Source organism: Streptococcus pantholopis (assembly GCF_001642085.1).
Taxonomy (GTDB): domain Bacteria; phylum Bacillota; class Bacilli; order Lactobacillales; family Streptococcaceae; genus Streptococcus; species Streptococcus pantholopis.
On the sequence record NZ_CP014699.1, the window covers coordinates 586,115 to 611,908 of the forward strand.

Annotated in this window: 20 protein-coding genes; 17 read left to right on the forward strand and 3 right to left on the reverse strand. The window is 42.1% G+C overall.

All coding sequences use genetic code 11. The features are described from left to right. Positions 1-577: 577 nt before the first annotated feature. The 4 genes from A0O21_RS02805 (at position 578) to A0O21_RS02820 (ending at position 6,208) form a co-directional block, all read left to right on the forward strand. Complete coding sequence (locus A0O21_RS02805; RefSeq protein WP_067060914.1) at positions 578-1,042, forward strand: NanQ anomerase/TabA/YiaL family protein; 465 nt, start codon at positions 578-580, stop codon at positions 1,040-1,042. Beyond that, complete coding sequence (locus A0O21_RS02810) at positions 1,039-2,211, forward strand: sialidase family protein (RefSeq protein ID WP_067060916.1); 1,173 nt, start codon at positions 1,039-1,041, stop codon at positions 2,209-2,211. Before A0O21_RS02805 ends, A0O21_RS02810 begins: the two co-directional genes overlap by 4 nt. Positions 2,212-2,555: 344 nt before the next feature. Further along, positions 2,556-5,240 carry a cation-translocating P-type ATPase gene (locus A0O21_RS02815; RefSeq protein WP_067060920.1) on the forward strand — a complete coding sequence of 895 codons (2,685 nt, stop codon included), beginning with the start codon at positions 2,556-2,558 and terminating at the stop codon, positions 5,238-5,240. Between the two features lie 302 nt (positions 5,241-5,542). Further along, on the forward strand, positions 5,543-6,208 hold the full coding sequence (locus tag A0O21_RS02820; protein ID WP_067065074.1) for an MIP/aquaporin family protein: 666 nt from the start codon (positions 5,543-5,545) through the stop codon (positions 6,206-6,208). Between the two features lie 87 nt (positions 6,209-6,295). On the opposite strand, the gene A0O21_RS02825 is transcribed toward A0O21_RS02820, so the two are convergent. Further along, positions 6,296-7,162: a metallophosphoesterase gene (locus A0O21_RS02825; RefSeq protein WP_067060922.1), complete on the reverse strand. Its 867-nt coding sequence runs from the start codon at positions 7,160-7,162 to the stop codon at positions 6,296-6,298. A 129-nt stretch (positions 7,163-7,291) separates the two neighbouring features. Between A0O21_RS02825 and A0O21_RS02830 the strand changes: the two genes are divergently transcribed. From A0O21_RS02830 to ftsX, 5 genes are all read left to right on the forward strand, one after another. Next, positions 7,292-7,948, forward strand: a complete 657-nt coding sequence (locus A0O21_RS02830; protein WP_067060925.1) for an HAD family hydrolase — start codon at positions 7,292-7,294, stop codon at positions 7,946-7,948. Between the two features lie 277 nt (positions 7,949-8,225). Further along, on the forward strand, positions 8,226-9,350 hold the full coding sequence (queG, locus tag A0O21_RS02835) for a tRNA epoxyqueuosine(34) reductase QueG (protein ID WP_067060928.1): 1,125 nt from the start codon (positions 8,226-8,228) through the stop codon (positions 9,348-9,350). Between the two features lie 710 nt (positions 9,351-10,060). Continuing rightward, a protein-coding gene (prfB, locus tag A0O21_RS02840; RefSeq protein ID WP_099092209.1) for a peptide chain release factor 2 occupies positions 10,061-11,159 on the forward strand; the annotation gives its coding sequence in 2 pieces (ribosomal slippage) (positions 10,061-10,132 and positions 10,134-11,159; 1,098 coding nt in all). 191 nt (positions 11,160-11,350) lie between these two features. Continuing rightward, positions 11,351-12,043 (forward strand): cell division ATP-binding protein FtsE, encoded by a 693-nt coding sequence (gene ftsE / locus A0O21_RS02845; RefSeq protein WP_067060934.1) that lies wholly within the window; start codon positions 11,351-11,353, stop codon positions 12,041-12,043. Beyond that, positions 12,036-12,965 carry a permease-like cell division protein FtsX gene (gene ftsX, locus A0O21_RS02850; protein ID WP_067060936.1) on the forward strand — a complete coding sequence of 310 codons (930 nt, stop codon included), beginning with the start codon at positions 12,036-12,038 and terminating at the stop codon, positions 12,963-12,965. The genes ftsE and ftsX overlap by 8 nt, the downstream gene beginning before the upstream one ends. Before the next feature lie 142 nt (positions 12,966-13,107). Here ftsX and A0O21_RS02855 read toward each other — a convergent pair whose 3' ends face one another. Continuing rightward, positions 13,108-13,743, reverse strand: a complete 636-nt coding sequence (locus tag A0O21_RS02855; protein ID WP_067060939.1) for an MBL fold metallo-hydrolase — start codon at positions 13,741-13,743, stop codon at positions 13,108-13,110. A 224-nt stretch (positions 13,744-13,967) separates the two neighbouring features. Here A0O21_RS02855 and A0O21_RS02860 point away from each other — a divergent pair, with 224 nt between their 5' ends. Next, a complete protein-coding gene (locus A0O21_RS02860) occupies positions 13,968-15,146 on the forward strand; it encodes an ATP-grasp domain-containing protein (RefSeq protein ID WP_067060942.1) in 1,179 nt (392 codons plus the stop codon). 266 nt (positions 15,147-15,412) lie between these two features. Next, positions 15,413-16,165 (forward strand): esterase family protein, encoded by a 753-nt coding sequence (locus A0O21_RS02865; RefSeq protein WP_067060945.1) that lies wholly within the window; start codon positions 15,413-15,415, stop codon positions 16,163-16,165. Between the two features lie 107 nt (positions 16,166-16,272). Here the strand turns inward: A0O21_RS02865 and A0O21_RS02870 are convergent, their stop codons facing one another. Further along, complete coding sequence (locus A0O21_RS02870; RefSeq protein WP_067060948.1) at positions 16,273-17,103, reverse strand: alpha/beta hydrolase; 831 nt, start codon at positions 17,101-17,103, stop codon at positions 16,273-16,275. 272 nt (positions 17,104-17,375) lie between these two features. Here A0O21_RS02870 and A0O21_RS02875 point away from each other — a divergent pair, with 272 nt between their 5' ends. The 6 genes from A0O21_RS02875 to A0O21_RS02900 all read left to right on the forward strand — a co-directional run bounded on the left by A0O21_RS02875 (position 17,376) and on the right by A0O21_RS02900 (position 25,792). Further along, positions 17,376-19,838, forward strand: a complete 2,463-nt coding sequence (locus A0O21_RS02875) for a bifunctional DnaQ family exonuclease/ATP-dependent helicase (protein ID WP_067065077.1) — start codon at positions 17,376-17,378, stop codon at positions 19,836-19,838. Between the two features lie 31 nt (positions 19,839-19,869). Next, positions 19,870-20,334 (forward strand): cell wall elongation regulator TseB-like domain-containing protein, encoded by a 465-nt coding sequence (locus tag A0O21_RS02880; protein ID WP_067060951.1) that lies wholly within the window; start codon positions 19,870-19,872, stop codon positions 20,332-20,334. Between the two features lie 50 nt (positions 20,335-20,384). Next, entirely contained in the window at positions 20,385-21,563 is a 1,179-nt protein-coding gene (locus A0O21_RS02885; RefSeq protein ID WP_067060954.1) for a pyridoxal phosphate-dependent aminotransferase, read from the forward strand. 21 nt (positions 21,564-21,584) lie between these two features. After that, positions 21,585-22,931: an asparagine--tRNA ligase gene (asnS, locus tag A0O21_RS02890; RefSeq protein WP_067060957.1), complete on the forward strand. Its 1,347-nt coding sequence runs from the start codon at positions 21,585-21,587 to the stop codon at positions 22,929-22,931. Positions 22,932-22,999: 68 nt separating this feature from the next. Next, complete coding sequence (locus A0O21_RS02895; RefSeq protein WP_067060960.1) at positions 23,000-23,380, forward strand: RidA family protein; 381 nt, start codon at positions 23,000-23,002, stop codon at positions 23,378-23,380. A gap of 564 nt (positions 23,381-23,944) precedes the next feature. Further along, positions 23,945-25,792: a DUF4118 domain-containing protein gene (locus A0O21_RS02900; RefSeq protein ID WP_067060963.1), complete on the forward strand. Its 1,848-nt coding sequence runs from the start codon at positions 23,945-23,947 to the stop codon at positions 25,790-25,792. Positions 25,793-25,794 lie beyond the last annotated feature (2 nt).

Here is a 25,794-nt window from a genome sequence, read left to right on the forward strand (position 1 = left end):
GCAGCAAGCCTTGTATCTTGGTGAACTAAATATGGCCTAAAATCCTAGTGAAAAAGATGGTATACATCATGGCTTTGTAATAGCAATTGATTAGAAAAGCTGTAGCTGTCTGAAGGCTTTGCAGTCTTTACAGCCTGCCGCACCCTTCTAGTCGTTCTGGCAGAGGTGCGTCTGCGAAATCAGAGATTTCGGACTTACCGTCAGCCGTAAACGACTGAAAGCTTTGTCGCCTTAACAGTCGACTGCACCCTTCTAGTCGTTCTGGCAGAGGGGCGTCTGTCAAATCAAAGATTTCGGACTTACCGTCAGCCGTAAACGACTGAAAGCTTTGTCGCCTTAACAGTCGACTGCACCCTTCTAGTCGTTCTGGCAGAGGGGCGTCTGCGAAATCAAAGATTTCGGACTTACCGTCATTTTTACTTTGCGTTTTTAACGGCCTTTGTATCTTATGAATTGAACACGGCCTAAAATCCTAGTGAAAAAGATGGCTGTCATCGTGATGCCAGCATCACTTGCCATCCCCTATTTTCATACGGATTTTTAAGCGGCCTTTGTATCTTGTTGGAGGAGGGGAGTTATGATAATTGATCGTGCTGAACGTTTGGAATACTATCAGCCTATTTTACCTAAAATTAAAGACGCCTTAGCTGTTTTAGAAGCTCATAAAGATGATTGGGCAGCAGGAGTGTCCTATTCTTTTTCAGGAGGCAGGCTTTTTTTCCAAAAAGGGCGGACAAAACCGTTAGAACTTTCACAGTTTGAAGCCCATCGGAAATTTATTGATGTCCAGTTCGTTTTGGAGGGAGCCGAGTATGTTGCACTGGAAGACTTAGCGGAGTTGTCTGTCGCCCTTCCCTATCAGCAGGAAAAGGATGTTGAAAAATATGAGGGGTCAGTTCGCCATTACATGAAAATCACAGAGGGCATGGCCTACGTTTGTTTTCCATGGGACGCTCACCGGGCAGTTTTCCATACAGACGAGGAGTTGACATTTACTAAGGCTGTGGTTAAATTAGCAGTAGAAGAGAGGAGAGAAGAATGACAACTACATTACCTCAAATACGTGTTGACAACCCAGATGGTGTGCTTTATCATGATCGCTATTTAAATGTTGATTTTGCTTTGCTTCCGACTGGCGGTAAAGCAACTGCCCACGCCCCAACACTGATTGAAACAAAGGACGGCGGGCTTTTATGTGCTTGGTTCGCAGGAAGCTTTGAAGGAAGCGGTGATATTTCAATTGCTGTATCAAAGTACCAGCCTGACGAACAAAGATGGTCTTCACCGCAAATTGTTTCTCAAGGTCAAGGCCGCAGTGAGCAGAATCCAGCTTTCTTTCGGGCACCAGATGGTCAAATATGGCTGATTTACACATCTCAGCTCAGCCGTCAGGAAGGCAAGGATAATATGCAGTTTACTTCAGTCATCATGGTACAGAAATCTAGCGATGAAGGCCTTACTTGGGGAGACGCTCAGGTTCTTTTTCCAGAGCAGGGGACTTTTTCCCGGCAAACGATTCAGATTTTAAGCAACGGCCGCTGGCTTTTTTCAACATGGCTATGTGAAGATTCAGCAGATGGATTGACTAATGATCCGACTGAATTTCGACAATCAGATGATGCCGGAAAAACGTGGAAACGCGTACCGATGCCTGAAAGTAACGGCCGGGTTCATGCCAATGTTGTTGAAGACGAAAGAGGACATCTGCTGGCTTTTATGCGCAGCCGTTTTGCCGACAATATCTATGTCAGTGAATCTTATGACTATGGTGATTCTTGGAGCAGTCCGCACAAAACTGTCCTGCCTAATAATAATGCCAGCATCAGTGCTATAAAGCTGCAGTCGGGGGAGCTTGCTCTTGCTTACAATCCCAATAGAGCCGCTAAGCCGGAATTTGGCAAAGTTGCTTGGCCGGGGCTCCGGCATCCTGTTGCTGTATCTTTGTCGGAAGATTTAGGCCAGACTTGGCCGCTGGGCAGAATTTTTGAGCCAGCAGAAGGCTATATCGGTGCAGAAAACAAGACCAACAATTCGCAGTATGAATATCCGACATTGTATCAAAGTCAAGATGGTATGCTGCATCTGGTTTATGCCTATAAAAACCGTTTGTGTATTAAATACCTCCGTTTTCACTTAAGCGATCTTTTAGGAGATAAGCGGGAGAGTGAAGGGCTTTACAACCCAACCTCTGGTCAGGGTGTTGAAAAATAAAATTTAAAATTTCGGTCTTTCTGTTTCATTTTATTTTAAAGCAAGCACTTGCCAAGACGAAAGATTTTTTGCTATAATGAATTTACATCAAGGGAGTAGCAGACGGTTTTTACCGTGGATCCGGTCGTCATTACGAAAGAAATTTCCGGCTGGACCTTAAACAGCGAGACTTGTTTAGCAAACAGGTCTCTTTTTGTTTTAAAAAAAGCTTGGTGAACTGAACACGGCCTAAGAGCTATGCAAAAAAGATAGACTGTCCTAGAGCTTAGCGGCTCTTCGTCCAGTCTCCTATTTTTACTTTGCGTTCTTAACGGCCTTTGTATCTTAATTTAAGGAGAGATATTTTGTCAAAAGAACAAAAGAAAGAGAATTTTTATACACAAGATGTGGCGTCTGTTCTTTCTGCTTTAAAGAGTTCTAAGAAAGGGCTGACAACGCAGGAAGCTCAGCAGCGTTTGGCTGAATATGGACGCAATGAATTAGATGAAGGCGAAAAGCGTACTCTTTTAGCCAAATTTATTGATCAATTCAAGGATTTGATGATTATTATCCTCTTGGTTGCAGCAGTGCTGTCTGTCATTACTTCGGGCGGCGAAGGAGTGACAGATGCCATTATTATTTTGGCTGTTGTTATTTTGAATGCAGCTTTTGGGGTTTACCAAGAAGGACAGGCTGAAGCGGCTATAGCAGCCTTAAAATCTATGTCCAGTCCTTCGGCACGTGTCCGCCGTGACGGTCATGTTAAAGAGGTCGATGCAAAAGAGTTGGTTCCAGGAGATATCGTGATGCTGGAAGCAGGTGATGTGGTGCCGGCTGATATGCGGCTTTTGGAGGCTAACTCGCTCAAGATTGAAGAGGCCGCCCTTACAGGAGAATCGGTTCCTGTGGATAAAGATTTAGGAGCAGAGATTCCGGGTGATGCCAGCATCGGTGACCGTCTGAATATGGCTTACCAAAATTCAAATGTGACTTACGGCCGCGGTATGGGTTTGGTGACCAATACCGGTATGTATACTGAGGTTGGTCATATTGCCGGTATGCTTGCCAATACTGATGAAACAGACACCCCTCTCAAGCAAAACCTCAATCAGCTGTCTAAGGTCTTAACCTATGTTGTGGTTGTTATTGCCCTTATCACTTTTATAGTTGGTGTTTTTCTTCGCGGTCAGGAAGTGCTGACAGGGCTTATGACTGCTGTAGCGCTTGCTGTAGCAGCAATTCCTGAAGGACTTCCGGCTATTGTGACAGTTGTTCTGTCATTAGGGACGCAGACATTAGCTAAACGCCATTCTATTGTCCGTAAACTTCCTGCAGTTGAAACATTGGGATCAACGGAGATCATTGCTTCAGACAAAACAGGGACACTGACAATGAATCAAATGACTGTTGAAAAAATGTATTACAATGGTCAGCTGTATGATGCTAATGATGATATTGAGCAAAATAATATGGCTCTCCGCGTTATGAATTTTGCTAATGACACGAAGGTGGATCAAAAAGGGAAACTTATTGGGGATCCTACAGAAACAGCACTTGTCCAGTACGGTTTTGATCATAATTTTGATGTGCGGGAGGAGCTGAAGACTGAGCCGCGTGTAGCAGAACTTCCTTTTGATTCTGACCGTAAGCTTATGTCAACTGTTCATAAACTGGGGGACAGCACATTTTTAGTGGCTGTTAAAGGAGCGCCGGATCAGCTGCTTAAGCGTGTGACGCAGATTGAGGAAAACGGTGCTGTCCGTGCTATTACAGAAGCGGATAAGGACACGATTCTGGCAGCTAATAAATCACTTGCCAAACAAGCTCTGCGCGTGCTGATGATGGCCTACAAATATGAAGACACCATTCCGGAACTGGATTCAGAAACTATTGAAAACAATCTTATCTTTGCCGGTTTAGTCGGTATGATTGATCCGGAACGTCCGGAAGCTGCAGAGGCCGTCCGTGTAGCTAAAGAAGCTGGAATCCGTCCGATTATGATTACAGGAGACCATCAGGATACAGCAGAAGCCATTGCCAAGCGTCTAGGGATTATTGAAGCTGATGACAGTGAGGACCATGTTTTTACCGGTGCAGAGCTGAATGAACTGTCAGATGAAGACTTTCAAAAGGTTTTCAAACAGTATTCTGTTTATGCCCGTGTATCGCCTGAGCATAAGGTGCGAATTGTCAAAGCTTGGCAAAATGAAGGCAAGGTTGTTGCTATGACAGGCGATGGCGTAAATGATGCCCCATCCCTTAAAACAGCCGATATCGGTATTGGTATGGGTATTACCGGAACTGAAGTATCTAAAGGAGCATCCGATATGGTGCTTGCTGATGATAATTTTGCGACAATCATTGTAGCGGTTGAAGAGGGGCGCAAGGTCTTCTCTAATATTCAAAAATCGATTCAGTACCTCCTTTCGGCTAATATGGCCGAGGTCTTTACCATCTTCTTTGCCACCCTTTTTGGCTGGGATGTTTTAGAGCCTGTTCATCTGCTGTGGATTAATTTGGTAACCGATACTTTACCAGCTATTGCACTGGGAGTTGAGCCGGCTGAACCGGGAGTTATGCAACACAAACCGCGCGGCCGACAATCCAGTTTCTTTTCAGGCGGTGTGATGGGGGCCATTATTTATCAGGGAATTTTGCAGACGCTGCTGGTTTTAGGGGTTTATGGCTGGGCCATTATTAATCCTGAACATGCCGGCAACCAAGCTATACATGAGGATGCCCTGACTATGGCTTATGCGACACTGGGCTTGATACAGCTGGTCCATGCCTTCAATGTCAAATCGGTTTATCAGTCTATCTTTAAAGTGGGGCTCTTTAAGAATAAACTCTTTAATTGGTCCATTCCTGCAGCATTTATCCTTTTGATGTCAACAATTGCTATCCCGGGCTTCAACAGCTTCTTCCATGTTGCCCGTCTGAGTCTGACACAATGGGGAGTTGTAGTCATCGGCAGTTTAATGATGGTTCTTATTGTTGAACTGGTTAAGGCTGCGCAGCGAGCTGCCGGTCAAGATAAAAAAGCCATTTAAAACTGTTAAGTAAGAGCGGTTTAAATGACACACTGCTTGAGCTGTCAGCCCTTACTTTCAGACAGTCTGCATTTTATAACAAAATTATAAAGTATGGGACAGACCTGTCCCTGCTTTTTTTATTAAAATTCAAAGGCCGTTTAAAATGCAAAAATACTGAAAGGCCGACTGAAAACAGCTATGAGAAGCTTTTTTGAGACATGATACTTTCATTTTTATCTGAAATCAGCTATGAAGCTAAGCTGTTTTATTTGCAGTTTTTTTCAATTAAGATTAAAATAGCGAAAGAAAGGAATTTTATTATGAAAAAGTTTTTTGCTGAATTGATTGGAACTTTCATTCTTGTCTTTGTTGGGACAAGTGCTGCTGTTTTTGGCGGCGGTTTAGCCGGTATCGGAATTACTGGAATTGCCTTAGCCTTTGGTTTGACCATTGTTGCGTCTGCTTACAGTATCGGGACAGTTTCTGGTGCTCATTTAAATCCAGCTGTTTCTATCGCTATGTTTATTAATAAGCGTATAAGCAGTAAAGATTTGCTGATTTATATTTGTGCGCAGATTGTTGGCGCTTTTTTAGGAACTCTGGCCTTAGAAGGGCTAATAGCTAATATCGGTGTGGTAACGGATAATCTCGGGCAAAACTTGTTTAATGGAGTTGATGCAGCCGGCGCTTTCCTAGTTGAAACAATTTTGACTTTTATCTTTGTTTTAGTCATTGTGACAGTGACTTCAGCCAAAAAGGGGAATGCTAAACTGGCTGGTCTAATAATCGGCTTGACCCTGACACTTATCCACTTTGTCGGAATTCCTTTGACTGGGATGTCTGCCAATCCGGCACGGAGTTTGGCTCCTGCAGTTTTAGCCGGTGGGGATGCCCTCAGTCAATTATGGGTCTTTATTTTAGCGCCGATTCTTGGCGCTGTTCTGGCAGCTCTTGTCGGCCGTTACTTGATCGGAACAGAAGACTGACAGTTTTGCATTAAAATACTGAAATGATGCCGTTTTAAAACCCTTCTGAGCTTTATTCTTATTAAGCTCAGAAGGGTTTTTCTGTTTTTAATTAAGCAAAAAAACAGTCATTGATCGCCTAAACTCTTCAGCCAAATGCTCTTTTTTATAAGCTAAAAAATCTTTTTGTTTTTTTACTGCATTGTAACGTTTGCTCAGATTCCATGTGCCACTGGGATTGTAGATGGGGTGCTGATTGACAAAGTCAATGGTCAGATTCCATTCACGGATATAGCCTAAAGGCCGGGAATGGTAGGCAATGCCGTCAATAGTTTGACTGCCGTAGGATCTGTGAGCGTGTCCGAAAACCACATCTGAAACAGCATATTTTTTAAAAATATCATGGAAAACCTGACTGCCTAAAAAGGCGTTAAAGGGTCTGAATTTTTCATGGGTCATAGTAAACTGCCTGTGCGGCACAAAATGCATGCTGACAATAAGCTGATGGTGAGGACTAAGATCTGCCAGAATTCTATCAAGTCGCTGAGCAGTTTGCACAGTCAACTCCTTATCTGTCATGCCGCGTTTAAGCCTTCTGTCAAACCAGAATGTTTTTTTAAATTTGAGGTTCTCGTTTTCTGTCCTGTCAGGATAAAAAGAGTAGTCATACCAGCCATGAAAGGCGAGGAGTGTCCTGTTTCCAAGCGGAACAACTTGGAAATCCAACTGTTCAATTTCGCGCTCTGAAAGATCCAGCATATCGTGGTTGCCTAAATTATAAGTAAGGGAAAAATGTTCAGCCAATTTTTCCATAAAAGGCAGAGAAATAGTATAGAAATGATTGGACATATCACCGTTCAAATGCAGATGGCTAATCCTTTTTTCTTCCAGCACGGCAATAAGTGTATCGGTTTCAAAGTCACCGAACTGATTGAGATCTATATGCAGATCACTAATAATAGCGAGTTTAGTCATAGATTTATTTTAACAAAAAAACAGCAATAATGCTTTTGAACTGTTTATGCGAAGTCTCTTGTTTATCAGATAAAAGGGGACAGGGAATCCGATTATATGATAAAATAAAAGCAGAAAAGAGGTTTACAGATGATTAGAGCAGTGATTTTTGATATGGACGGTGTTTTATTTGACACTGAAAGTTTTTACTTTAAGCGCCGAAAGAAATTTTTGTCTGAAAAAGGTATCTCTATTGATCACTTAGAAGCCAGAGACTTTGTCGGCGGCCGGCTGGATCAGATTTGGGGCAGGATATTGGGTGATTTGTCTTCTGACTATGATACAAAAGATCTGGAAAGACAGTATATTTTGTATAAAGAGGAACACAGAGCTCCCTATGAGCAGCTGATTTTTCCCGATACCAAACAGGTGATTGAAAAGCTGAAGCAATCAGGTATCCGTTTAGCCTTAGCATCAAATTCTGAATATGGTGATATATTTTTTGCACTGGACAGTGTAGGGCTAAAAAACAGTTTTGACCCAGTCCTTTCAGGCAGCGATTTTACAGAAAGCAAACCAAATCCAGCTATCTACAATAAAGCTTGTGACTTGCTGGGTTTTGATAAGAAAGAAATTGTTGTAGTGGAGGACAGTTTAAAGGGGATAGCTGCCGGAAAAGCTGCCGGATTGCGTGTGTTTGCGATCCGCGATCATTTATTTGACCTTGATCAGTCACAAGCTGATTTTCTTGTTGATGGCCTGAGCCAAGTACAGAAACATATTGCAGAAGAAAATGAAGGAGGCTGAGACCAAAATCGGCCTAGCCTGAGCGGTTGATTTTCCTTGCCTCTCTGGCCGCAGGTCTAAAAACTCGGAACTGCTTGTCTGGCAAAGAAAAAAATATAAGGGCTTGGGGTATTTTTGCTTAAAATGCGCGCTGCAGATCTGTGAAGTGACTGTAGTTTTGTCAAGATTAATCCTGCTGTTTTTGCCTTTTTTGATGGACCGTTAAGCAGATCAATAGTTAAAAATGAAGTCTCAGATCAATCTTGCAGTCCTTACTTTTTTGCTTTAGAATAATGTTATGGATATCAAAGGAGAAATAAAAAAACTGGCTGCCGATATCGGCATTTCAAAAATCGGCTTTGCAAAAGCGGATAATTTCGCTTATCTAGAAAAGTCTCTGCGACTGGCTGTTGAAGAGAAGCGAAATTCAGGCTTTGAACATAAAGTAATCGAAGACCGTCTTGATCCCAAACGTTCACTTGCTTCTGCCAAGACGATTATCGCTATTGCTGTCGCCTATCCGCATAAACTGCCGTCTAAACCGCCTAAGACTCAGTACCGACGCGGGAAAATATCCCCAAATTCCTGGGGCACAGACTACCATCATGTTTTACAGGAGAAGTTAAATCAGCTGGCTGCAGGTATCGAGGCGCTCTGTGCAGATTTTCCTTTGGAACACAAAGCCATGGTGGATACAGGAGCTTTAGTTGATACAGCAGTCGCCAGACGAGCAGGAATCGGTTTTATCGGTAAAAATGGTTTGGTCATTTCGAAAGAATTCGGTTCCTATATGTATTTAGGAGAATTGATTACAAATTTAGATCTTGAACCCGACCAGCCGGTTGATTATGGCTGCGGTGACTGCAGACGCTGTCTGGATGCCTGCCCAACTTCCTGCTTGCTTGGCGATGGGACTATGAATGCTAGACGCTGCTTGTCTTTTCAGACACAGGACAAAGGCATGATGGATTTGGAATTTCGTAAAAAAATCAAGACGGTTATTTACGGCTGTGATATCTGCCAAATCTGCTGTCCCTATAATAAAGGGATTATGAATCCACCTGCCAGTGCTATTGACCCAGACTTGGCTATGCCTGAGCTGCAGCCTTTTCTGGATTTAAGCAACAAGTCTTTTAAAGAAAAATTCGGTCAGCTTGCTGCAGCCTGGCGGGGCAAGAATATTCTGCAGCGCAATGCGATTATCGCCTTAGCCAATATTCACGATAAAAGTGCTCTGGTTAAGCTGATGGAAATTATTGATAAAAACAATAATCCTATTCATACAGCAACAGCTATTTGGGCCATAGGAGAGATTGTCAGAGAACCAGATGCTGCACTGCTGGATTTTTTGCATCAGCTGAATCTTAAAGAAGCAGACAGTCAAAAAGAATTGGCTTTAGTATTTGCAAAATGGCAAAAGTAACATTTTTATGATAGACTAGTAAAATAGGTAGAGCTCCAGAATGATACGCATTTTTTGCGTTTCTTACCGGAAATTTACCTGTCTTTACAGAGCTATTATCGTTATAAAAATTGAACACGGGCTAAGAGCTGTGCAGTGAAATCATCCAGTGGAAGATTTCAGCCCGAACCTAGAATCGGGAGAGTGAGGGGCTGGAAATTTTTGTCGTTACTTAGTTACCGCCAGCCGTAAACGACTGAAAGCTTTGTCGCCTTAACAGTCGACTGCACCCTTCTAGTCGTTCTGGCAGAGGGGCGTCTGCGAAATCAAAGATTTCGGACTTACCGTCAGCCGTAAACGACTGAAAGCTTTGTCGCCTTAACAGTCGACCGCACCTTTCTAGTCGTTCTGACAGGGGGGCGCAGACGAAATCAGAGATTTCGGACTTACCGTCAGCCGTAAACGACTGAAAGCTTTGTCGCCTTAACAGTCGACCGCATCTTTCTAGTCGTTCTGGCAGAGGTGCGTCTGCGAAATCAAAGATTTCGGACTTACCGTCTTTTTGCTTTGCTCTTTAAACGGCCTTTGTATCTTATCGGAACTGAACACGGCCTAAGAGCTGTGCAAAAAAGATAGACTTCCCTTGAGTCTTTGGTGACTCAGCGGTCAGGCTCCTATTTTTGCTTTGCTCTTTTAATGGCCTTTGTATCTTATTTTAAAGGAGTGGTATTGTGGAATTAGCTGAAATTCGTCAAAAAATAGCAGAAAATCAAGAGAAGTTGACTGACTTCAGGAGGTCTCTTTGACTTAGAGCGATTGGAAGAAGAGATTGCCCTTCTTGAACATCAAATGACTGAACCGGATTTTTGGGAGGACAATAAAGCTGCTCAGAAAACATCGCAGGAACTCAGTGAGCTGAAATCAACCTATGAAACCTTTCAAAATATGGCCGAGCTGTGTGATGAAACAGAGCTCCTTCTGGAAATGCTTCCGGAGGATTCGTCTTTGCAAAAGGAATTAGAGGAAAAACTGGCTGAGCTGGCTAAAATCATGGCTAATTATGAGATGACTCTGCTTTTATCAGAGCCTTACGACCATAATAATGCTGTTTTAGAGATTCACCCGGGTTCAGGCGGGACTGAGGCCCAAGATTGGGGAGATATGCTTTTGCGTATGTATACCCGTTTTGGTAATGCTAATGGTTTCACGGTTGAGCTTTTAGATTATCAGGCTGGCGATGAGGCCGGCATTAAGTCAGCCACTTTAGCTTTTACTGGAGCTAATGCTTACGGACTTTTGAAGTCAGAAATGGGCGTGCACCGATTGGTGCGCATCTCTCCTTTTGATTCTGCAAAACGCCGTCATACTTCTTTTGCGTCAGTTGAAGTGATGCCTGAGCTCGATGATACTATCGAGGTAACCATCCGAGACGATGATATCAAGATGGATACTTTTCGTTCCGGCGGTGCCGGCGGTCAAAATGTTAATAAGGTTTCCACCGGTGTCCGTCTGACCCATATCCCGACAGGGCTTGTGGCGGCATCAACAGTTGACCGTACTCAGTACGGTAACCGTGAACGAGCGATGAAACTTCTTCAGGCTAAGCTTTATCAGCTGGAAGAAGAAAAAAAAGCACAGGAGATCGATGCCCTCAAAGGAGATAAAAAAGAGATTACCTGGGGCAGTCAGATTCGTTCTTATGTCTTTACGCCTTATACAATGGTCAAAGACCATCGAAGTGGATATGAAATCGCTCAGGTTGACCGAGTGATGGACGGTGAACTGACAGGCTTTATTGATGCTTATCTCAAGTGGCGAATGGCTGATTAGGTATTTATTTCTGGTCAATATGAGATGCTGGCTGGACTGGCAGTGCCTTGTGATAGCGGGCTTGCATGGACAGTCAGCAATATGAAAATGGATAAGTTTTAGTCAGGTCTTATACTTTTTGCGCAGAAGAGTTAAGATCATACTTCAAGACTTTTTCTGCGTTAAAAATTTAAAGAAAAGGAAAGAAAAACATGGCTTTAATTGAAATGAACGGTGTCAGCAAAAAGTACCACCGTTCAACCACTGCCCTGAGAGATATTACCATTTCGGTGGATCAGGGAGAATTTGTCTATCTTGTCGGTCCATCAGGAGCTGGGAAATCGACGTTTATCAGACTGCTTTACCGGGAGGAAGCGCATACTAAAGGAACGCTCAAGGTTGGCAAGTTTAATCTGGATAAAATAAAGAAAAGGGAAATTCCTATGCTGCGCCGCAGTATTGGAGTTGTTTTCCAAGATTATAAGCTGCTTCCGGCTAAAACGGTCTATGAAAATGTTGCTTATGCGATGCAGGTTATCGGTGCCAAAAAACGTGACATTCACAGACGCGTTACAGAGGTTCTTGATTTAGTCGGATTGAAACACAAGATGCGTTCTTTCCCCGATCAGCTGTCAGGCGGTGAGCAGCAGCGTGTCGCTATTGCCCGGGCAATTGTCAATAACCCTAAAGTACTGATTGCCGATGAACCGACAGGAAACCTTGACCCTGAAATTGCTTGGGAAATTATGCAGCTTCTGGAGCGGATTAATGTCCAAGGAACGACTGTCTTAATGGCAACTCATAACAGCCAAATTGTTAACTCACTTCGCCATCGCGTTGTCGCAATTGAAGATGGTCGTGTGGTACGTGATGAAGAGGAAGGAGAATACGGTTACGATGATTAGAAATTTTTTCCATCATTTGTGGGAATCTATGAAAAGTTTGAAGCGTAATTTTTGGATGACACTGGCTTCTGTCAGTTCAGTGACGATTACGCTGACCTTGCTGGGGATTTTCGGTGCAGTCCTGCTCAACACTGAACGTTTGGCAAGCGGGATTGAAAATAATATTCAAATCAATACTTACCTGCACGTTGATTCAACAGATAATTCTGAAACAACAACTGATCCTGCCGGCCAGCCAGTTGCTAATGAAAATTTCCATAAGGTCTACGACCAGATTGCGGCCTTGTCAGGGGTTAAGTCCATCACCTTTTCCAGCAAGGATGAGCAGCTGAAGCAGCTTCAGGACACATATGGCGATGACTGGTCGCTTTTTGATGGCGATTCTAACCCTCTGCAGGATGTCTATATTGTTGAAGCGGCTGATCCAGAGGATGTTAAAACCTTGGCAGACAGCATCAGTGGGATTGAAGGCGTAGAATCTGTTGATTATGGCGGTTCTGACTCGGATCAGCTTTTCAGATTTGCCAACCTCATTCGGACTTGGGGCCTTATCGGTACAGGTTTGCTCGTTTTTGTAGCTGTCTTTTTGATTTCAAATACAATTCGGATTACCATTATTTCAAGGCGCCGTGATATCGAAATTATGCGTCTGGTTGGTGCTAAAAATTCCTATATTCGCGGTCCTTTCTTTTTTGAAGGTGCTTGGGTAGGGTTTCTAGGTGCAATCATTCCTTCCCTGATTGTTTACATCCTTTATTTATATGTGTACAGAGCCTTTAGTCCAAGTTTGGAGCTGCAGAGCCTCTCGCTGTACGATCCCGGCTTTTTCATTCCGTCCTTAATTGGCGTTCTGTTTCTTATCGGTATTGTAATCGGTTCAATAGGTTCACTGCTCTCAATGCGCCGTTATTTGAAATTCTAAAATAAACATAAAAAACCTGCCCTTTAAAGGGCAGGTTTTTTAAGATAGCAAAAGCAATCAAAAGAGAAGCAAACTAGCAAGTTTGGCTTCAAACGAGTACAATTTTGACAAGTGCTAGGATAGCTAGTTGCTTTTAGCCGTTTTACTGTAAAAAAGGGTTGAAATTTTTTTCATGAGCAATGGTGGTATTCATTCCATGGCCGGGATAGACTTTATAGTGATTGGGCAGAGTGAAAAGTTTCTGCTTAATACTGGAGATCAGCAACTCCAAATCACCGGTCGGCAAATCGGTCCGTCCGATAGTTTCCTTAAAGAGTGCGTCTCCTGTCAGAACCAGTTCATCGTCAGGGAAAATAAAGGAGACCCCTCCGGCAGAATGGCCCGGCGTTTCAACAACGGTAAAGTGAAAACCGGCAATATGATAGGGAATTTGATAAGTAAAATAATGCTCTGCAGGCCGCGCAGTGATATCTGCCATATCTTGATGCCGTTCAAGACCTGAAAGATTGTCTTTAGGGGAGTCCAGCCAGTCGGCCTCTTTTTCTGAAACATAAACCGGCGGGCTGCCGAAAGCATCACGCACAAGGTCCAGACTCATAATATGATCATAATGCGTATGGGTTAAAAGGATAGCAGCAAGGGGCTTTTTTAAGGTCTTGATTCGCTCAATAATCGCACTGCCCTTGCTTCCGGGATCAACTAGGATAAGGGCCTGCTCATTGCAGAGAATATAGGTGTTTTCACGAGCAACCGGATTTAGTAATTTATAAACTTCCATATCTTTTAGTCTAACAAAAAATCCTTGATTTTAAAATAAAAAGCAGGGTCTTTTGCTCTTTTTTAGAGGGAGCTGTTTTTGAAGTCTTATGCCTGCCAATTCTCTTTATTTGAAGAGACAGCTCACTGGAAATTATCTGAATTGATATTATTTTCAGAAAACTTACTAGAAATCAGCCTTGAATTATGGTACACTGGAAGAAAAATAAAAATGAGGTAAATGAAATGACAAGACCAATGAATTTTGTGATGATTTCTCCCCATTTTCCTGCTAATTTCGAGACATTTGCTCATCGGCTGCATGAAAGTGGTTTTCATACACTTGGTATTGCAGATGCTGCTTATGATGAGTTAAGCACCGGTCTCCGGGAAAACCTGACAGAATACTATCGTGTAGATAATATGGAAGATTATGATCAGGTTTATCGTGCAGTAGCATATTTTGCTCATAAATACGGCCGGATTGATCGCATAGAATCACACAATGAATATTGGCTGGAATTGGACGCTGCTTTACGGACGGATTTCAATGTTTTTGGCTATAAAAATCAAGATATGCTGGCCATTAAAACTAAGGCACAGATGAAAGAGATTTTCCGCCAGCATGGGCTGAAGGTTGCCAGAGGCCGAGTATTCCATACAGATGACGAGGCGCGTGCCCTCGCTGCTGAACTGGGTTTTCCTGTTATTATTAAACCCAATTCCGGTGTCGGTGCTTCGGATACCTATAAACTGAGATCTCCCGAAGCCTTAGAAGACTTTTTTACTTATAAAAATGCCGATGTCGAGTATATCATGGAAGAATTCGTTGAAGGCGATATTATAACCTTTGACGGCTTAACAGACCATGATGGCAATATTGTCTTTTATTCCAGTTTGGAATACTCTGAGGCAGTACTGGCAACCGTGGAAAAAGATCATGACATGTTTTACTATGTACCGCGGGTTATTGCTGATGATTTGATTCAAGCCGGTCAAATCTGCGTCGACGCTTTCAAGGTCAAGGAACGTTTCTTCCATTTTGAATTTTTCCGTCTTAAGGAGACCAAGGAGCTGATTGCTCTTGAAGTTAACTGCCGGCCGCCTGGCGGACTGACAATTGATATGTGGAATTATGCTAATGACTTTGATATCTTTAGAGAATATGCCAATATCGTACGGGATAATATTTTTGAAGCTGAAATTACACGTCCTTACAATGTTGTTTATATCTCCCGTAAGGCTAATCAGAATTATGCTCACAGTGTCAATACTGTTGTTGATAAATTCAGGCCTAATATTATCAGCGTAGAGGCAGTACCGGGCATTTTTTCTAAAATTATGGGAGAAGTAGGGATTTTAGCCCGAACCGATCAGATGGAAGAAATGCGCGATATTGTTCAATTTGCACATGCTAAGCAATAAGACTAGCTTAGATGAAAAGCAGCTAGTTAAAACCTCAGACAGGTATAAGTCAACTCCCTTTGTCATAGCCTCCTGCAGTCAGTTTATGTCAGCTTCTCTCAGATTTTAACAATCTGTTAAATGAGACAGTCAAAGCTAGGAAAATTTAAAATAAAAAACAGCAAAATACAGTAGGGCTGGCTGCATTTTGTCTATGGGCTGAAGCGGCGTGCTAGGGGGTTATATCTAAGTCGCTTGAGATAACATTAAGGAGAGAAGAAAAAATTATGCATTTTGAAAGAAGAAGTCACTGGTCCGGGGAACTTGGAAGGGAAATGTATTTTAATATCTATGGTCATGCCGGAAAACCGATAGTTGTTTTTCCTTCATCAGGGGGGAGTCAAAATGAATACGGTGATTTTGGTATGATCGAAGCCTGCCAGCACTTCATTGAACGCGGTCTTATTCAATTCTATACTCCGGAATCGTACGATAGCGAATCCTGGTTGAATTTAGGAAAATCCGGTCACGACATGGCTTTGGCCCATGAAGCCTATGACCGCTACATTGTCAATGAACTAACTCCGCTTATCCGTTATGAGTCCGGCTGGCAGGGTGGCCTTGCTGCCACAGGCTGTTCAATGGGAGCCTATCACACCGTTAATTTCGCCCTGCGCCATCCAGATCTTTTCGATCTTTCTATCGCACTTTCTGGTGTTTATGATGCCCGCTTTTTTACAGGAGAATACTTTGGCGATAATGCCGTTTACTACAATTCTCCGATTGACTATCTTTGGAACCAAAATGATCCGTGGTTTCTTTACCATTACCGGAAAAATCGCTTTATTATTGCTGTTGGTCAAGGGGCTTGGGAAGAGCCGCATATTGCAGATACCAAACGTTTAGAAGAAGCTTTTGCAGCCAAATCCATTCCTGCTTGGTTTGACTATTGGGGAAGCGATGTGGCTCATGACTGGGACTGGTGGAGACAGCAAATGCCGTATTTTCTAGGAAAAGTTGAAGCAGAAGGACGAATCTAAGTTTTTTTGCAGTCTCGATTTCTATCTGCAATTATCTGATGGCAGACTTTGCTCCTTATAAAATAAATGAAGCTGAGACTCTTTTTCTCAGCTTCATTTTTGGCATGTCAGTCTTTTAGAGTAAACTGTAAAAATTCAACAAAATGATCGGCCCAGTGTTTTTCATGGTGAATCTCATTAGCCATAATACGTAGCCGAATATTCTCCAAAGGCAGTCCTGTTTTTATGAGAGACTGGTAATAGTGGAGACTGCAGTCAATGTAGGCCTGATTCATATCTGGAGCAAAAGCCTCATCCACCTCATCACCTTCTTTTGTTCCAACCTGAATGTAGACTTTGCTTTTTTGATTAAGGCCATGGTGATTGCAGTAGCGCAGGAAATCCCGTTCACTAAACCATGAGGCTAATGAGAAGACACCTAAGCTGCCAAATATGTGAGGATAAGCAGCTCCCATATAGGCTGTGATAATACCGCCCATAGATGAGCCGGCAAGCAAGGTATGGGCTCTGTCTGGTTTGGTACGGTAGTGCCTGTCAATAAAGGGTTTAACAGTATTAACGACCCATTCTCCATACTCCATACCATCTCCTCCTACGCTGGCAGTTTCCGGTGTCGACCCCACATCGGTCATCCAGGGAGCATATTCATTGAGCCGGTTTTCTTCAGCATTATCAATGCCAACGATAATGAGCTTAGGAAATTCCTTATGTTTTTTTATAGTGGGGATAATTTTCCAAGAATAGCCGGAAAAAGATTCCTTGCTGTAAAAAATATTCTGACCGTCATGCATGTACAGAACAGGGTAGTCAGCCCATTCTTCCTTTTTATAATCTTTGGGAAGCAGCACCCGGATTCGCCGCTCCTCATCATAATAAGGGACATACAAATAGTGCTCTTTCATTTCGAGATAGTAATTGTTCAGTTTGGTCCGTCTCATGGTTACTCCTAGGTATTGCAAATTCTTCTGTCTGAGTTTTCATTATACCATAAAGAGCCTGAGAAAAACACTTGGCTAGACCTCCGGAGCAGCTCTACATTTGCTGGTCCAAAACGTACAAAATGGCTGTATAAGTTGCTTCAAATAATTTTACAGTGTTTTCAGGCTTATTCCCTTTAAAAATGATAGGAATGCAGCAGCTTTTGCCTGTCAGAGAAGAAGCTGACTTACGGCTGATAAAAGCCGGCTTATTATGGTATAATCTTAGTGTTATGACTGATAAGAATGATAGAAAATACGCTATTGTTGATTTAGAAGCAACCAGTGCCAGTTCCTCGGCGATGATTATTCAGGTGGGGATTGTCATTATCAAAAATGACCAAATTATAGAGACATACCAAACGGATGTCAACCCTCATGAAAAATTAACGCAGCATATAACTGAACTTACAGGAATCACTGACAAGCAGCTAGCACTGGCTCCAGAGTTTTCTCAGGTGGCGCCGGCTATTTATGATTTGATAAAAGACTGTGTCTTTGTCGCCCATAATGTCAAATTTGATGCCAATCTGTTAGCCGAACATTTATTTTTGGAGGGTTTTGACTTACGTACGCCAAGAGTTGATACAGTAGAGCTGGCTCAGGTTTTTTATCCGCATTTTGAAAAATATTCTCTGACCAGTTTAGCAGCAGAACTTCAGCTTGATTTAACTGATGCTCATACAGCTATTGCTGATGCACAGGCAACTGCTCAGCTTTTTTTAAAATTAAAAAAGAAGGTGGAAGCTCTGCCAAAAGAAGTTTTGGAAAAACTGCTGCCTTTGGCTGACAGCCTCCTATTTGAATCGCGTATTCTGCTTGACGATGCACTGATAAAAGCTCCTCTGCTATCAAAAAAAGATTATGTTGAAACAGGTCAGTTAGTTTTAAGAAGGATAAAAGCACAAAAAGACAGCCGGGAATTATCGCAGGATTTTTCGGTCAATATAGCCTTGCTCGGACTGGATGTGCGCGAAAAGCAGGAAGCTTTTGCCCAGTTAGTTGAGGACGGATTTAAGGACAGCCGTCCCAGCTTCTTAGAAGCTCAGACCGGCCTTGGAAAAACCTATGCTTATCTGCTGCCTCTTTTGAGTAAAATTTCTGGGGAGCAGCTGATTGTTTCAGTGCCGACAAAGGTGCTGCAGGATCAAATTATGGCTAATGAAATCCAAAAAATTGAGTCTGTCTTCCATATCCCCTGCCACAGTATTAAAGGACCAAATAATTACATTAAGCTGGATGCTTTTGCAGAAAGTCTCAGACAGCAACATGATAACCGGCTGATTAACCGTTATAAAATGCAGATTCTAATCTGGCTGCTGGAAACTGAAACCGGAGATTTGGACGAAATTCAGCAGAAGCAGCGCTTTGAGAGCTATTTTGACTCTCTCAGGCATGATGGCAAAATCAGCAAAAAATCTCTTTATGCCACAGTCGATTTTTGGCAAAAAAGCTATGAAAAAGCTAAGACAAGCCGCCTGCTGCTGATTAACCACGCCTATTTTTTGGAACGTGTACAAGATGATAAAGCATTTATTGAAAAGAAAGTGCTTGTTTTCGATGAAGCCCAGAAGCTGTTACTCAATTTAGAAAATTTCTCACGAAAAAGCCTAGACTTGACTTATTTTTTGTCAGTTATTCAGGAATTAAGCAGCAAAAACCTTAATCTTTTAGAAAAACGTCTGCTTGAAAGTCTGACCTTTAATCTGGATGATATTGTGACACAGTTTCATCAGACAAGCAAAAATCGTCTGCCCTCACAGGCAATCAGCCGCCTGAGGCAAAATCTACTGGAACTGAACTTAGCGGAACTGGCCCCGCTTAGAGAGCTGTTTGCTGAGCCCTTTTCTGAATTTTGGCTGTCTTCAGAAATGAATCAGGAAAAGCGGCAAATCTACCTGAATGCTGGCAGAGACGATTTTCTTGACTTTAAGCATTTTTTGCCGGAAGTCAAAAAACTTTATTTCATTTCAGCAACTTTAGATATCAGTCCCAAAGTTCATTTAGCGCAGCTCTTGGGATTCAGGGAAGCTGTTTTTGCGGGGCTGCCAAAAGCGAAGACTGACAGTCAGCATATCTGGCTTGACTCAACGATGCCGATGCTTAATCAGCTTTCTTCAGCGGAATATGCACAGGAGACTGTTTGGCGCCTGCTCAGACTGTTAAGACTGGGAAAACCAATTTTAGTGCTTTTCACTTCTGTTCAAAGTATGATGACAGTTTCCCAGCAATTAGAAAAAGCTGGTGTTTCACATTTAACTCAAGGAAAAAACGGTTCTGCCTCAAAAGTGAAACGAAAGTTTGAGGAAGGTGCCAGCCAGCTGCTTTTAGGCACAGGAGCTTTTTGGGAAGGGGCGGATTTTGTTGCTGCTGATCGGATGATCGAAGTCATAACACGTCTGCCTTTTGATAATCCTGAAGATTTTTTTGTCAAAAAAATGAATAGCCGTTTAAGGCAAGAAGGAAAATCACCTTTTTACGATTACAGCCTGCCCTTGATGATTTTACGGCTGAAACAGGCAATCGGGCGAACCATGCGGAGAAACAGCCAGCGTTCCGCTGTCCTGATTCTGGATAAACGTGTCTCACATGCCTCCTATGGTGATGTGATTTATCAGGCTCTGGATAAGGAATTTTACCTTTCTGAGCAAAAATTTACTGACTGTCTGGCAGAAATAGAAAATTTTTTGATATAATGTTATCAATAGTGTATTTTAGGAGATAGTCATGAAAAAGGCAAAGCTGTTAAAATGGAGTCTGTTTGCTTTTAGCCTGTCTGCTTTTCTGGTTCTGCTGGCAGTTTTTTTGGTTTTATTTTTTGCGATGAAACCTAGCTTTGATGCTCAGCATTCTGCTGAACAGATAGCGAAAAAACGGACAAATTTGGTACATTTCACTGATTTTCAGCTTTATCACGGAAAAGAGACTTACTACAGTCTGTTTGGCACAACAAAATCTGGGATTAAAGAAGTTGTTGCGATTGCTAAAAATAGCCAGAAAGTTTATACTTATCGTTTAAACAGTGGCATCAGTCAAAAACAGGCAAGGCAGGCAGCAAATAAAAATGGCGCTAAAAAGATAAAAACAATTACTTTTGGTGTCTACGATGATTTTCCTATATGGGAAGTTGCAGCGGAAAACGGCTACTATCTTATTGATTTTGAAACAGGTGACTTTATAAAAAAGAATTGACTAGAATCCGCACAAGCAATAATAAATGGTTTTGTAAATAAGGAGGAACTATGGAACTAGCAAGGCGAGTATTGAATATGGAAGAGAGTATCACTTTTGCAGCCGGAGCTAAGGCACAGGCACTAAAGGCTAGCGGGCGCGATATTTTGAGCTTAACCTTAGGAGAACCGGATTTTGTGACACCTGAGAATATTCGGCAGGCAGCACAGGCAGCTATTTTAGACGGCAGGTCAAGCTTTTATACACCTGCTGGTGGCTTGCCCGAATTAAAACAAGCGATTGCTCGCTATTTTGAAACGTTTTACGGATATTCTGTTAAACCCAATCAAATCGTCGCCGGAACCGGTGCTAAATTTTTGCTTTACACTTTTTTTATGACAGTTTTGAATGAAGCAGATGAAGTGATTATTCCTACGCCTTACTGGGTCTCTTATGCCGATCAAGTTAAGCTAGCAGCAGGAGAACCGGTTTTTGTTCAGACCAGTGAGGAGGAAGCTTTCAAAGTCACAGTTCCGCAGCTGGAAGCGGCCAGAACATCTAAAACTAAGGTTCTTCTTCTTAACAGTCCGTCCAACCCGACAGGGATGATTTATACTCCGAATGAGCTGGAAGCAATCGGCAACTGGGCTGTTGAGCATGATATATTGATTTTGGCAGATGACATTTACGGCCGCCTAGTATACAATGGCAGTCAGTTCACACCAATTTCTACTATCTCGGAAAAAATAAAAGATCAGACTATTGTGATTAATGGACTATCCAAGACCTATGCCATGACTGGATGGCGGGTTGGTTTTGCAGCCGGAAGTGAAGATATTATTGCCGGTATGGCTAAAATTATCAGTCAAACAACCTCCAATTTAACAGCTGTATCACAATACGCAGCTATTGAAGCCTTGACTGGACCTCAGGATTCTATTGAAATCATGCGCCAGTCTTTTGAAAAGCGGTTAAACACAATCTATCCTCTGCTTGAACAAGTACCAGGATTCGAACTTATTAAGCCTCAAGGCGCCTTCTATTTGTTTCCTAATGTCAAAAAAGCGATGGCTTTAAAAGGCTACAGTGATGTGACGAATTTTACAAACGCTGTTTTAGAAGAAGCAGAGGTTGCTCTGGTAACGGGAGCCGGATTCGGCGCCCCTGAAAACGTACGCCTCAGTTATGCTGCTGAACTTTCAACATTAGAAGAAGCAGTCCGACGTCTTAAAGTTTTTATGGAAAAATAAAGGAATTAGAAAAGAGAAAATATGTCGAAAAACTATGTTTCTATTGCTGATGTTAAAGACTATGTCGGTCAGGAAGTGACAATTGCTGCCTGGGTTGCTAATAAATCCGGTAAGGGGAAGATTGCCTTTCTCCAGCTTCGTGACGGTACAGCTTTTTTCCAAGCTGTAGCTTTTAAGCCAAATTTTATCGAAAAATTTGGTCAAGACAAAGGAGAAGAAAAATTCAATACAATCCGGCATCTTAACCAAGAGACGGCGATTCTTATCAAAGGGATTGTCAAAGAGGATAAACGTTCAAAATTCGGTTACGAGCTTGATGTGCTTGATCTTGAAGTGGTAGGCGGCAGCGAGAACTACCCTATTACACCTAAAGAACACGGAACTGACTTTTTGATGGATCACCGTCATTTATGGCTTCGTTCACGTAAACAAATGGCCATTATGCAAATTCGAAATGCTATTATTTATACAACCTACGAATTTTTTGACCGGAATGGATTTATTAAATTTGACAGCCCGATTTTATCCGGCAATGCTGCTGAAAATACAACTGAACTGTTTGAAACCGATTATTTTGGGACACCGGCCTTCCTCAGCCAGTCGGGCCAGCTGTATTTAGAAGCTGGTGCCATGGCTCTCGGACGTGTTTTTGACTTTGGCCCGGTTTTTCGTGCTGAAAAATCGAAAACCCGCCGACATTTAACAGAATTCTGGATGATGGATGCAGAATACGCATTCTTAAGTCATGAAGAGTCACTTGACCTTCAGGAAGCCTATGTTAAAGCCTTAATTCAAGGTGTTTTAGACCGTGCTTCACAGGCTTTAGAAACCTTGGAGCGCGATACAGACCTGTTAAAAAAATATATTGAGGAGCCTTTCAAGCGGATTTCTTATGATGACGCCATTGATTTGCTTCAAGAACATGAAGCAGACCAAGATACGGACTATGAACATTTAGAACATGGCGATGATTTTGGATCGCCACATGAAACTTGGATTTCTAATTATTTTGGTGTCCCTACTTTTGTCGTTAATTATCCGGCGGCTATTAAGGCCTTCTATATGAAACCTGCCCCGGACAATGAAGATCGGGTTCTCTGCGCCGACCTTCTTGCGCCGGAAGGTTATGGAGAGATTATCGGCGGATCTGAACGTGAAACAGACTATGATCGCCTACTTAAAAAGATTCAGGAAAACGATCTGAATCCGGCCGACTATGATTTTTACCTTGATCTTCGTAAGTACGGTTCGGTACCGCACTGCGGCTTTGGACTGGGGCTGGAGCGTTTGGTAACCTTTATTGCCGGCACCAAACATATCCGTGAAGCCATTCCTTTTCCGCGCATGCTTCACCGTTTGAAACCATAAATAAGCAGCAGTCAACTATTTTAGACTTAAAACAGCTTTTTGTACACAGTAAAATGAAGGAGAGTATTATGGGAAACATCATTCATACTGATAAAGCACCTGCGGCCATCGGCCCTTATGTTCAGGGAAGGATAGCTGGTCCTTTTCTCTTTGCTTCGGGCCAGATTCCTCTGTCTCCTTCCACAGGCGAAATTATCGGCAGCACGATTGAAGAGCAGACTCGGCAGGTCTTGAAAAATATCAGTGCCATTCTGGAAGAAGCGGGAACAGATTTTGACCATATCATCAAAACAACTTGTTTTTTGAATGATATCAATGATTTTGCTGCATTTAACCAGACCTATGCTCAGGTTTTTAAAGATGACTTTCCGGCTCGTTCGGCAGTTGAAGTTGCTCGTCTGCCAAAAGATGTTAAAGTTGAAGTGGAAGTCATCGCCTACATTGATTAAATAACAAAACTAGGTGACTTGCAGTGACAGTGCGCTAATCATCCTTAAGCCGCTATATTTTCGTTAAAAAGAACATTTGAACCGGAGCAGATATCCACTGTTCTGGTCTTTTTTATTCCTGCTGATTTTTTAGTTTATGTGTTTTTTTAATGGAGGAGCAGCTAGGTACCGAGAAACAGTAAAATCTCAATAAACGGATTTAGAAAATTAAGATGACTGGTTAAAAAGAGCTGTACAGTCTGCAATGGACATCTCAGCACTACTTTTGTGGCGTTAGAATAAGTTTTTATTTTCCTTTATCATATCATTTGAAAGAACAAATACTTTGAAGAGTGCTATAATATTTGAAAATATTACGAAAAGGAGTTAAAATAGAAACGGTGCGGACATGAAATGTAATAATCCGAATGACATTGTAAAAAATTACAATGACTATTAAAAATTGAACAAGGGCAGAGCTTCAGAAAAGACAGTCTGCTTTCATGCCGGTTGTTGCATGAATCAGTTCTCTGTTTTTGACAGCTTTCAGTTGCCTTCTGTTCTGATGTAAAAGGAGAGGTCAACTTGAAAACATTATTAATTGGTAACACAAAGGCTGTTACAAAGTCTTTCATCGAGGCAGCATTTCCAAAAAGCCGGGTATTGATTTTAGGAGAAACCAGTTTAAAGACATCCCGATTGGATAAAATCACTGTCTTTTCAGATTATGTTAAAGAAAACTTTATCGAAGAAGTTTTTGAATCTTATGAGTTTGATCAGATTATTTATTTTTCTAACACTCTGTCCTTTAAAAATGAAAGTGTCGGTGAGCTGGAAAGGCTGCAGGCAGTGCTTCGTTATACGCAGGATCAGGAGAACCTTAAAGTTATTTATCTCACTGGTCCCGAAATTTCCAGCTATAAACAGGTGCTGGATAGAACTGCTGAGGACTTATGTCTGAATTGGAATAAGCGTTCCAATTCAGGTATTAAAGTCCTCCATAGCCCTTATCTTTATTCAAAACAGTCAGTGCAAATCTTAGCAGGACTCTTGAAAGACACAGGCGATCAAGAAATAAAGGAGCTTTCTGAAAATTCTCAGGAAATAGCTAATTTTATCGATTTAGAGGAGTTAGCTGACCTTTTTTATAAGATTTTAGACAGTTGGGATACCAATAGCGATGTGTTCACAATTACCAATCCTTATAAAATAACTTTGCAGGAAGCAGTTTCTGCATTTAATCAACTGGCTGAAAGAGAAGTCATCTCATTCAAAAAGAAACAAGCCCAAAAGCGTGTTTATACGGAAAAACAAGAGGATATCCTTAAAAAACGCTACGGCTGGACGATGACAGCTTCCGTTTTGGATAGGCTTCCTGAGCTCTATCAGCTTGCTGTCAAAGAAGCGAAAAAAATTCAAAAGCGGCGTCGGATCACTCATATTTTGCGAAGAGTCCGCTCTCAGGGACAGATTCAAAAATTGGGAGAAGTCGGAGTTCTCTTTCTATTATCTGAAATTCTTAATTCCTATACGAGCGCTAATCTGCAATTCAGACTTGTAGATATTCGCTTGCTTTTTGTAGTGCTTATCAGTACAGTGTTTGGAACTTATTTTGGTTTATTTGCTGCGGGGCTGTCAGCTCTGGCCCTCTTTTTTTCCAATATGGCTTCGGGTACTGACTGGCGGATTATGCTTTATAACACTGAGCAGTGGGTGCCCTTTATTGCTTACTTGTTCGTTGCTGCTGTTTGTGGTTTTGTACAGACCAAAAATCAGGATGAGAACCGTTCACTGCAAAAAGAAAATGCTGTTTTAAAGGAGCAAAACACGTTTGTACAAAGTGTTTATGCCAATATTATACAAGATAAGCAGAAGCTAAAATACCAAATCATCAGCAGCCGTGATGGGGCAGCGAAATTATTCCATGTCTTTGAGGAGCTGGATAATCATCCTTATGATGATATTCTGCGTAACAGTACAGCTATTTTGGCAGAGTGGCTGGATTCTGATGATGTTCGTATTTATACCTTCCGAAACAGTGTGTTTACCGGGCAGCTCCAGGCTTCTTCCAAAGAACTTCCTGCTGGACAGCAGACCGTAGAATTGATGGATTACCCTAAGGCTATCCGGCAAATCAAAAATGACGATATCTGGGTGAATAAATCGTTATTGAAGCAGTATCCGACTTATGCTGTCGGCATCAGAATAGCGGGCAAGCTGCAGCATTTGCTGTGGGTTTCTGATATTAATTATGCCCAGCTGAGCCAGTACCAAATTAATGCTTTTCATATGGTCAGCCAAATGCTGAAATCAGCTCTGGAAAAGGCTTACTATCAAGAAAAATTTCAACGAAATATTGCTCAGGAACATTCTCCGTTTGATAGTTCCGGTAATGATAGTATCATTCATATTGAAGATAGAAGGGCTGATTAACA

Bases quoted from the DNA above. Each gene is read 5' to 3' on its own strand.
- A0O21_RS02805 (WP_067060914.1), top strand. From the start codon at position 578: ATGATAATTGATCGTGCTGAACGTTTGGAATACTATCAGCCTATTTTA.
- A0O21_RS02810 (WP_067060916.1), top strand. From the start codon at position 1,039: ATGACAACTACATTACCTCAAATACGTGTTGACAACCCAGATGGTGTG.
- A0O21_RS02820 (WP_067065074.1), top strand. From the start codon at position 5,543: ATGAAAAAGTTTTTTGCTGAATTGATTGGAACTTTCATTCTTGTCTTT.
- A0O21_RS02825 (WP_067060922.1), bottom strand. From the start codon at position 7,162: ATGACTAAACTCGCTATTATTAGTGATCTGCATATAGATCTCAATCAG.
- A0O21_RS02830 (WP_067060925.1), top strand. From the start codon at position 7,292: ATGATTAGAGCAGTGATTTTTGATATGGACGGTGTTTTATTTGACACT.
- queG (WP_067060928.1), top strand. From the start codon at position 8,226: ATGGATATCAAAGGAGAAATAAAAAAACTGGCTGCCGATATCGGCATT.
- ftsE (WP_067060934.1), top strand. From the start codon at position 11,351: ATGGCTTTAATTGAAATGAACGGTGTCAGCAAAAAGTACCACCGTTCA.
- ftsX (WP_067060936.1), top strand. From the start codon at position 12,036: ATGATTAGAAATTTTTTCCATCATTTGTGGGAATCTATGAAAAGTTTG.
- A0O21_RS02855 (WP_067060939.1), bottom strand. From the start codon at position 13,743: ATGGAAGTTTATAAATTACTAAATCCGGTTGCTCGTGAAAACACCTAT.
- A0O21_RS02860 (WP_067060942.1), top strand. From the start codon at position 13,968: ATGACAAGACCAATGAATTTTGTGATGATTTCTCCCCATTTTCCTGCT.
- A0O21_RS02865 (WP_067060945.1), top strand. From the start codon at position 15,413: ATGCATTTTGAAAGAAGAAGTCACTGGTCCGGGGAACTTGGAAGGGAA.
- A0O21_RS02870 (WP_067060948.1), bottom strand. From the start codon at position 17,103: ATGAGACGGACCAAACTGAACAATTACTATCTCGAAATGAAAGAGCAC.
- A0O21_RS02875 (WP_067065077.1), top strand. From the start codon at position 17,376: ATGACTGATAAGAATGATAGAAAATACGCTATTGTTGATTTAGAAGCA.
- A0O21_RS02880 (WP_067060951.1), top strand. From the start codon at position 19,870: ATGAAAAAGGCAAAGCTGTTAAAATGGAGTCTGTTTGCTTTTAGCCTG.
- A0O21_RS02885 (WP_067060954.1), top strand. From the start codon at position 20,385: ATGGAACTAGCAAGGCGAGTATTGAATATGGAAGAGAGTATCACTTTT.
- asnS (WP_067060957.1), top strand. From the start codon at position 21,585: ATGTCGAAAAACTATGTTTCTATTGCTGATGTTAAAGACTATGTCGGT.
- A0O21_RS02895 (WP_067060960.1), top strand. From the start codon at position 23,000: ATGGGAAACATCATTCATACTGATAAAGCACCTGCGGCCATCGGCCCT.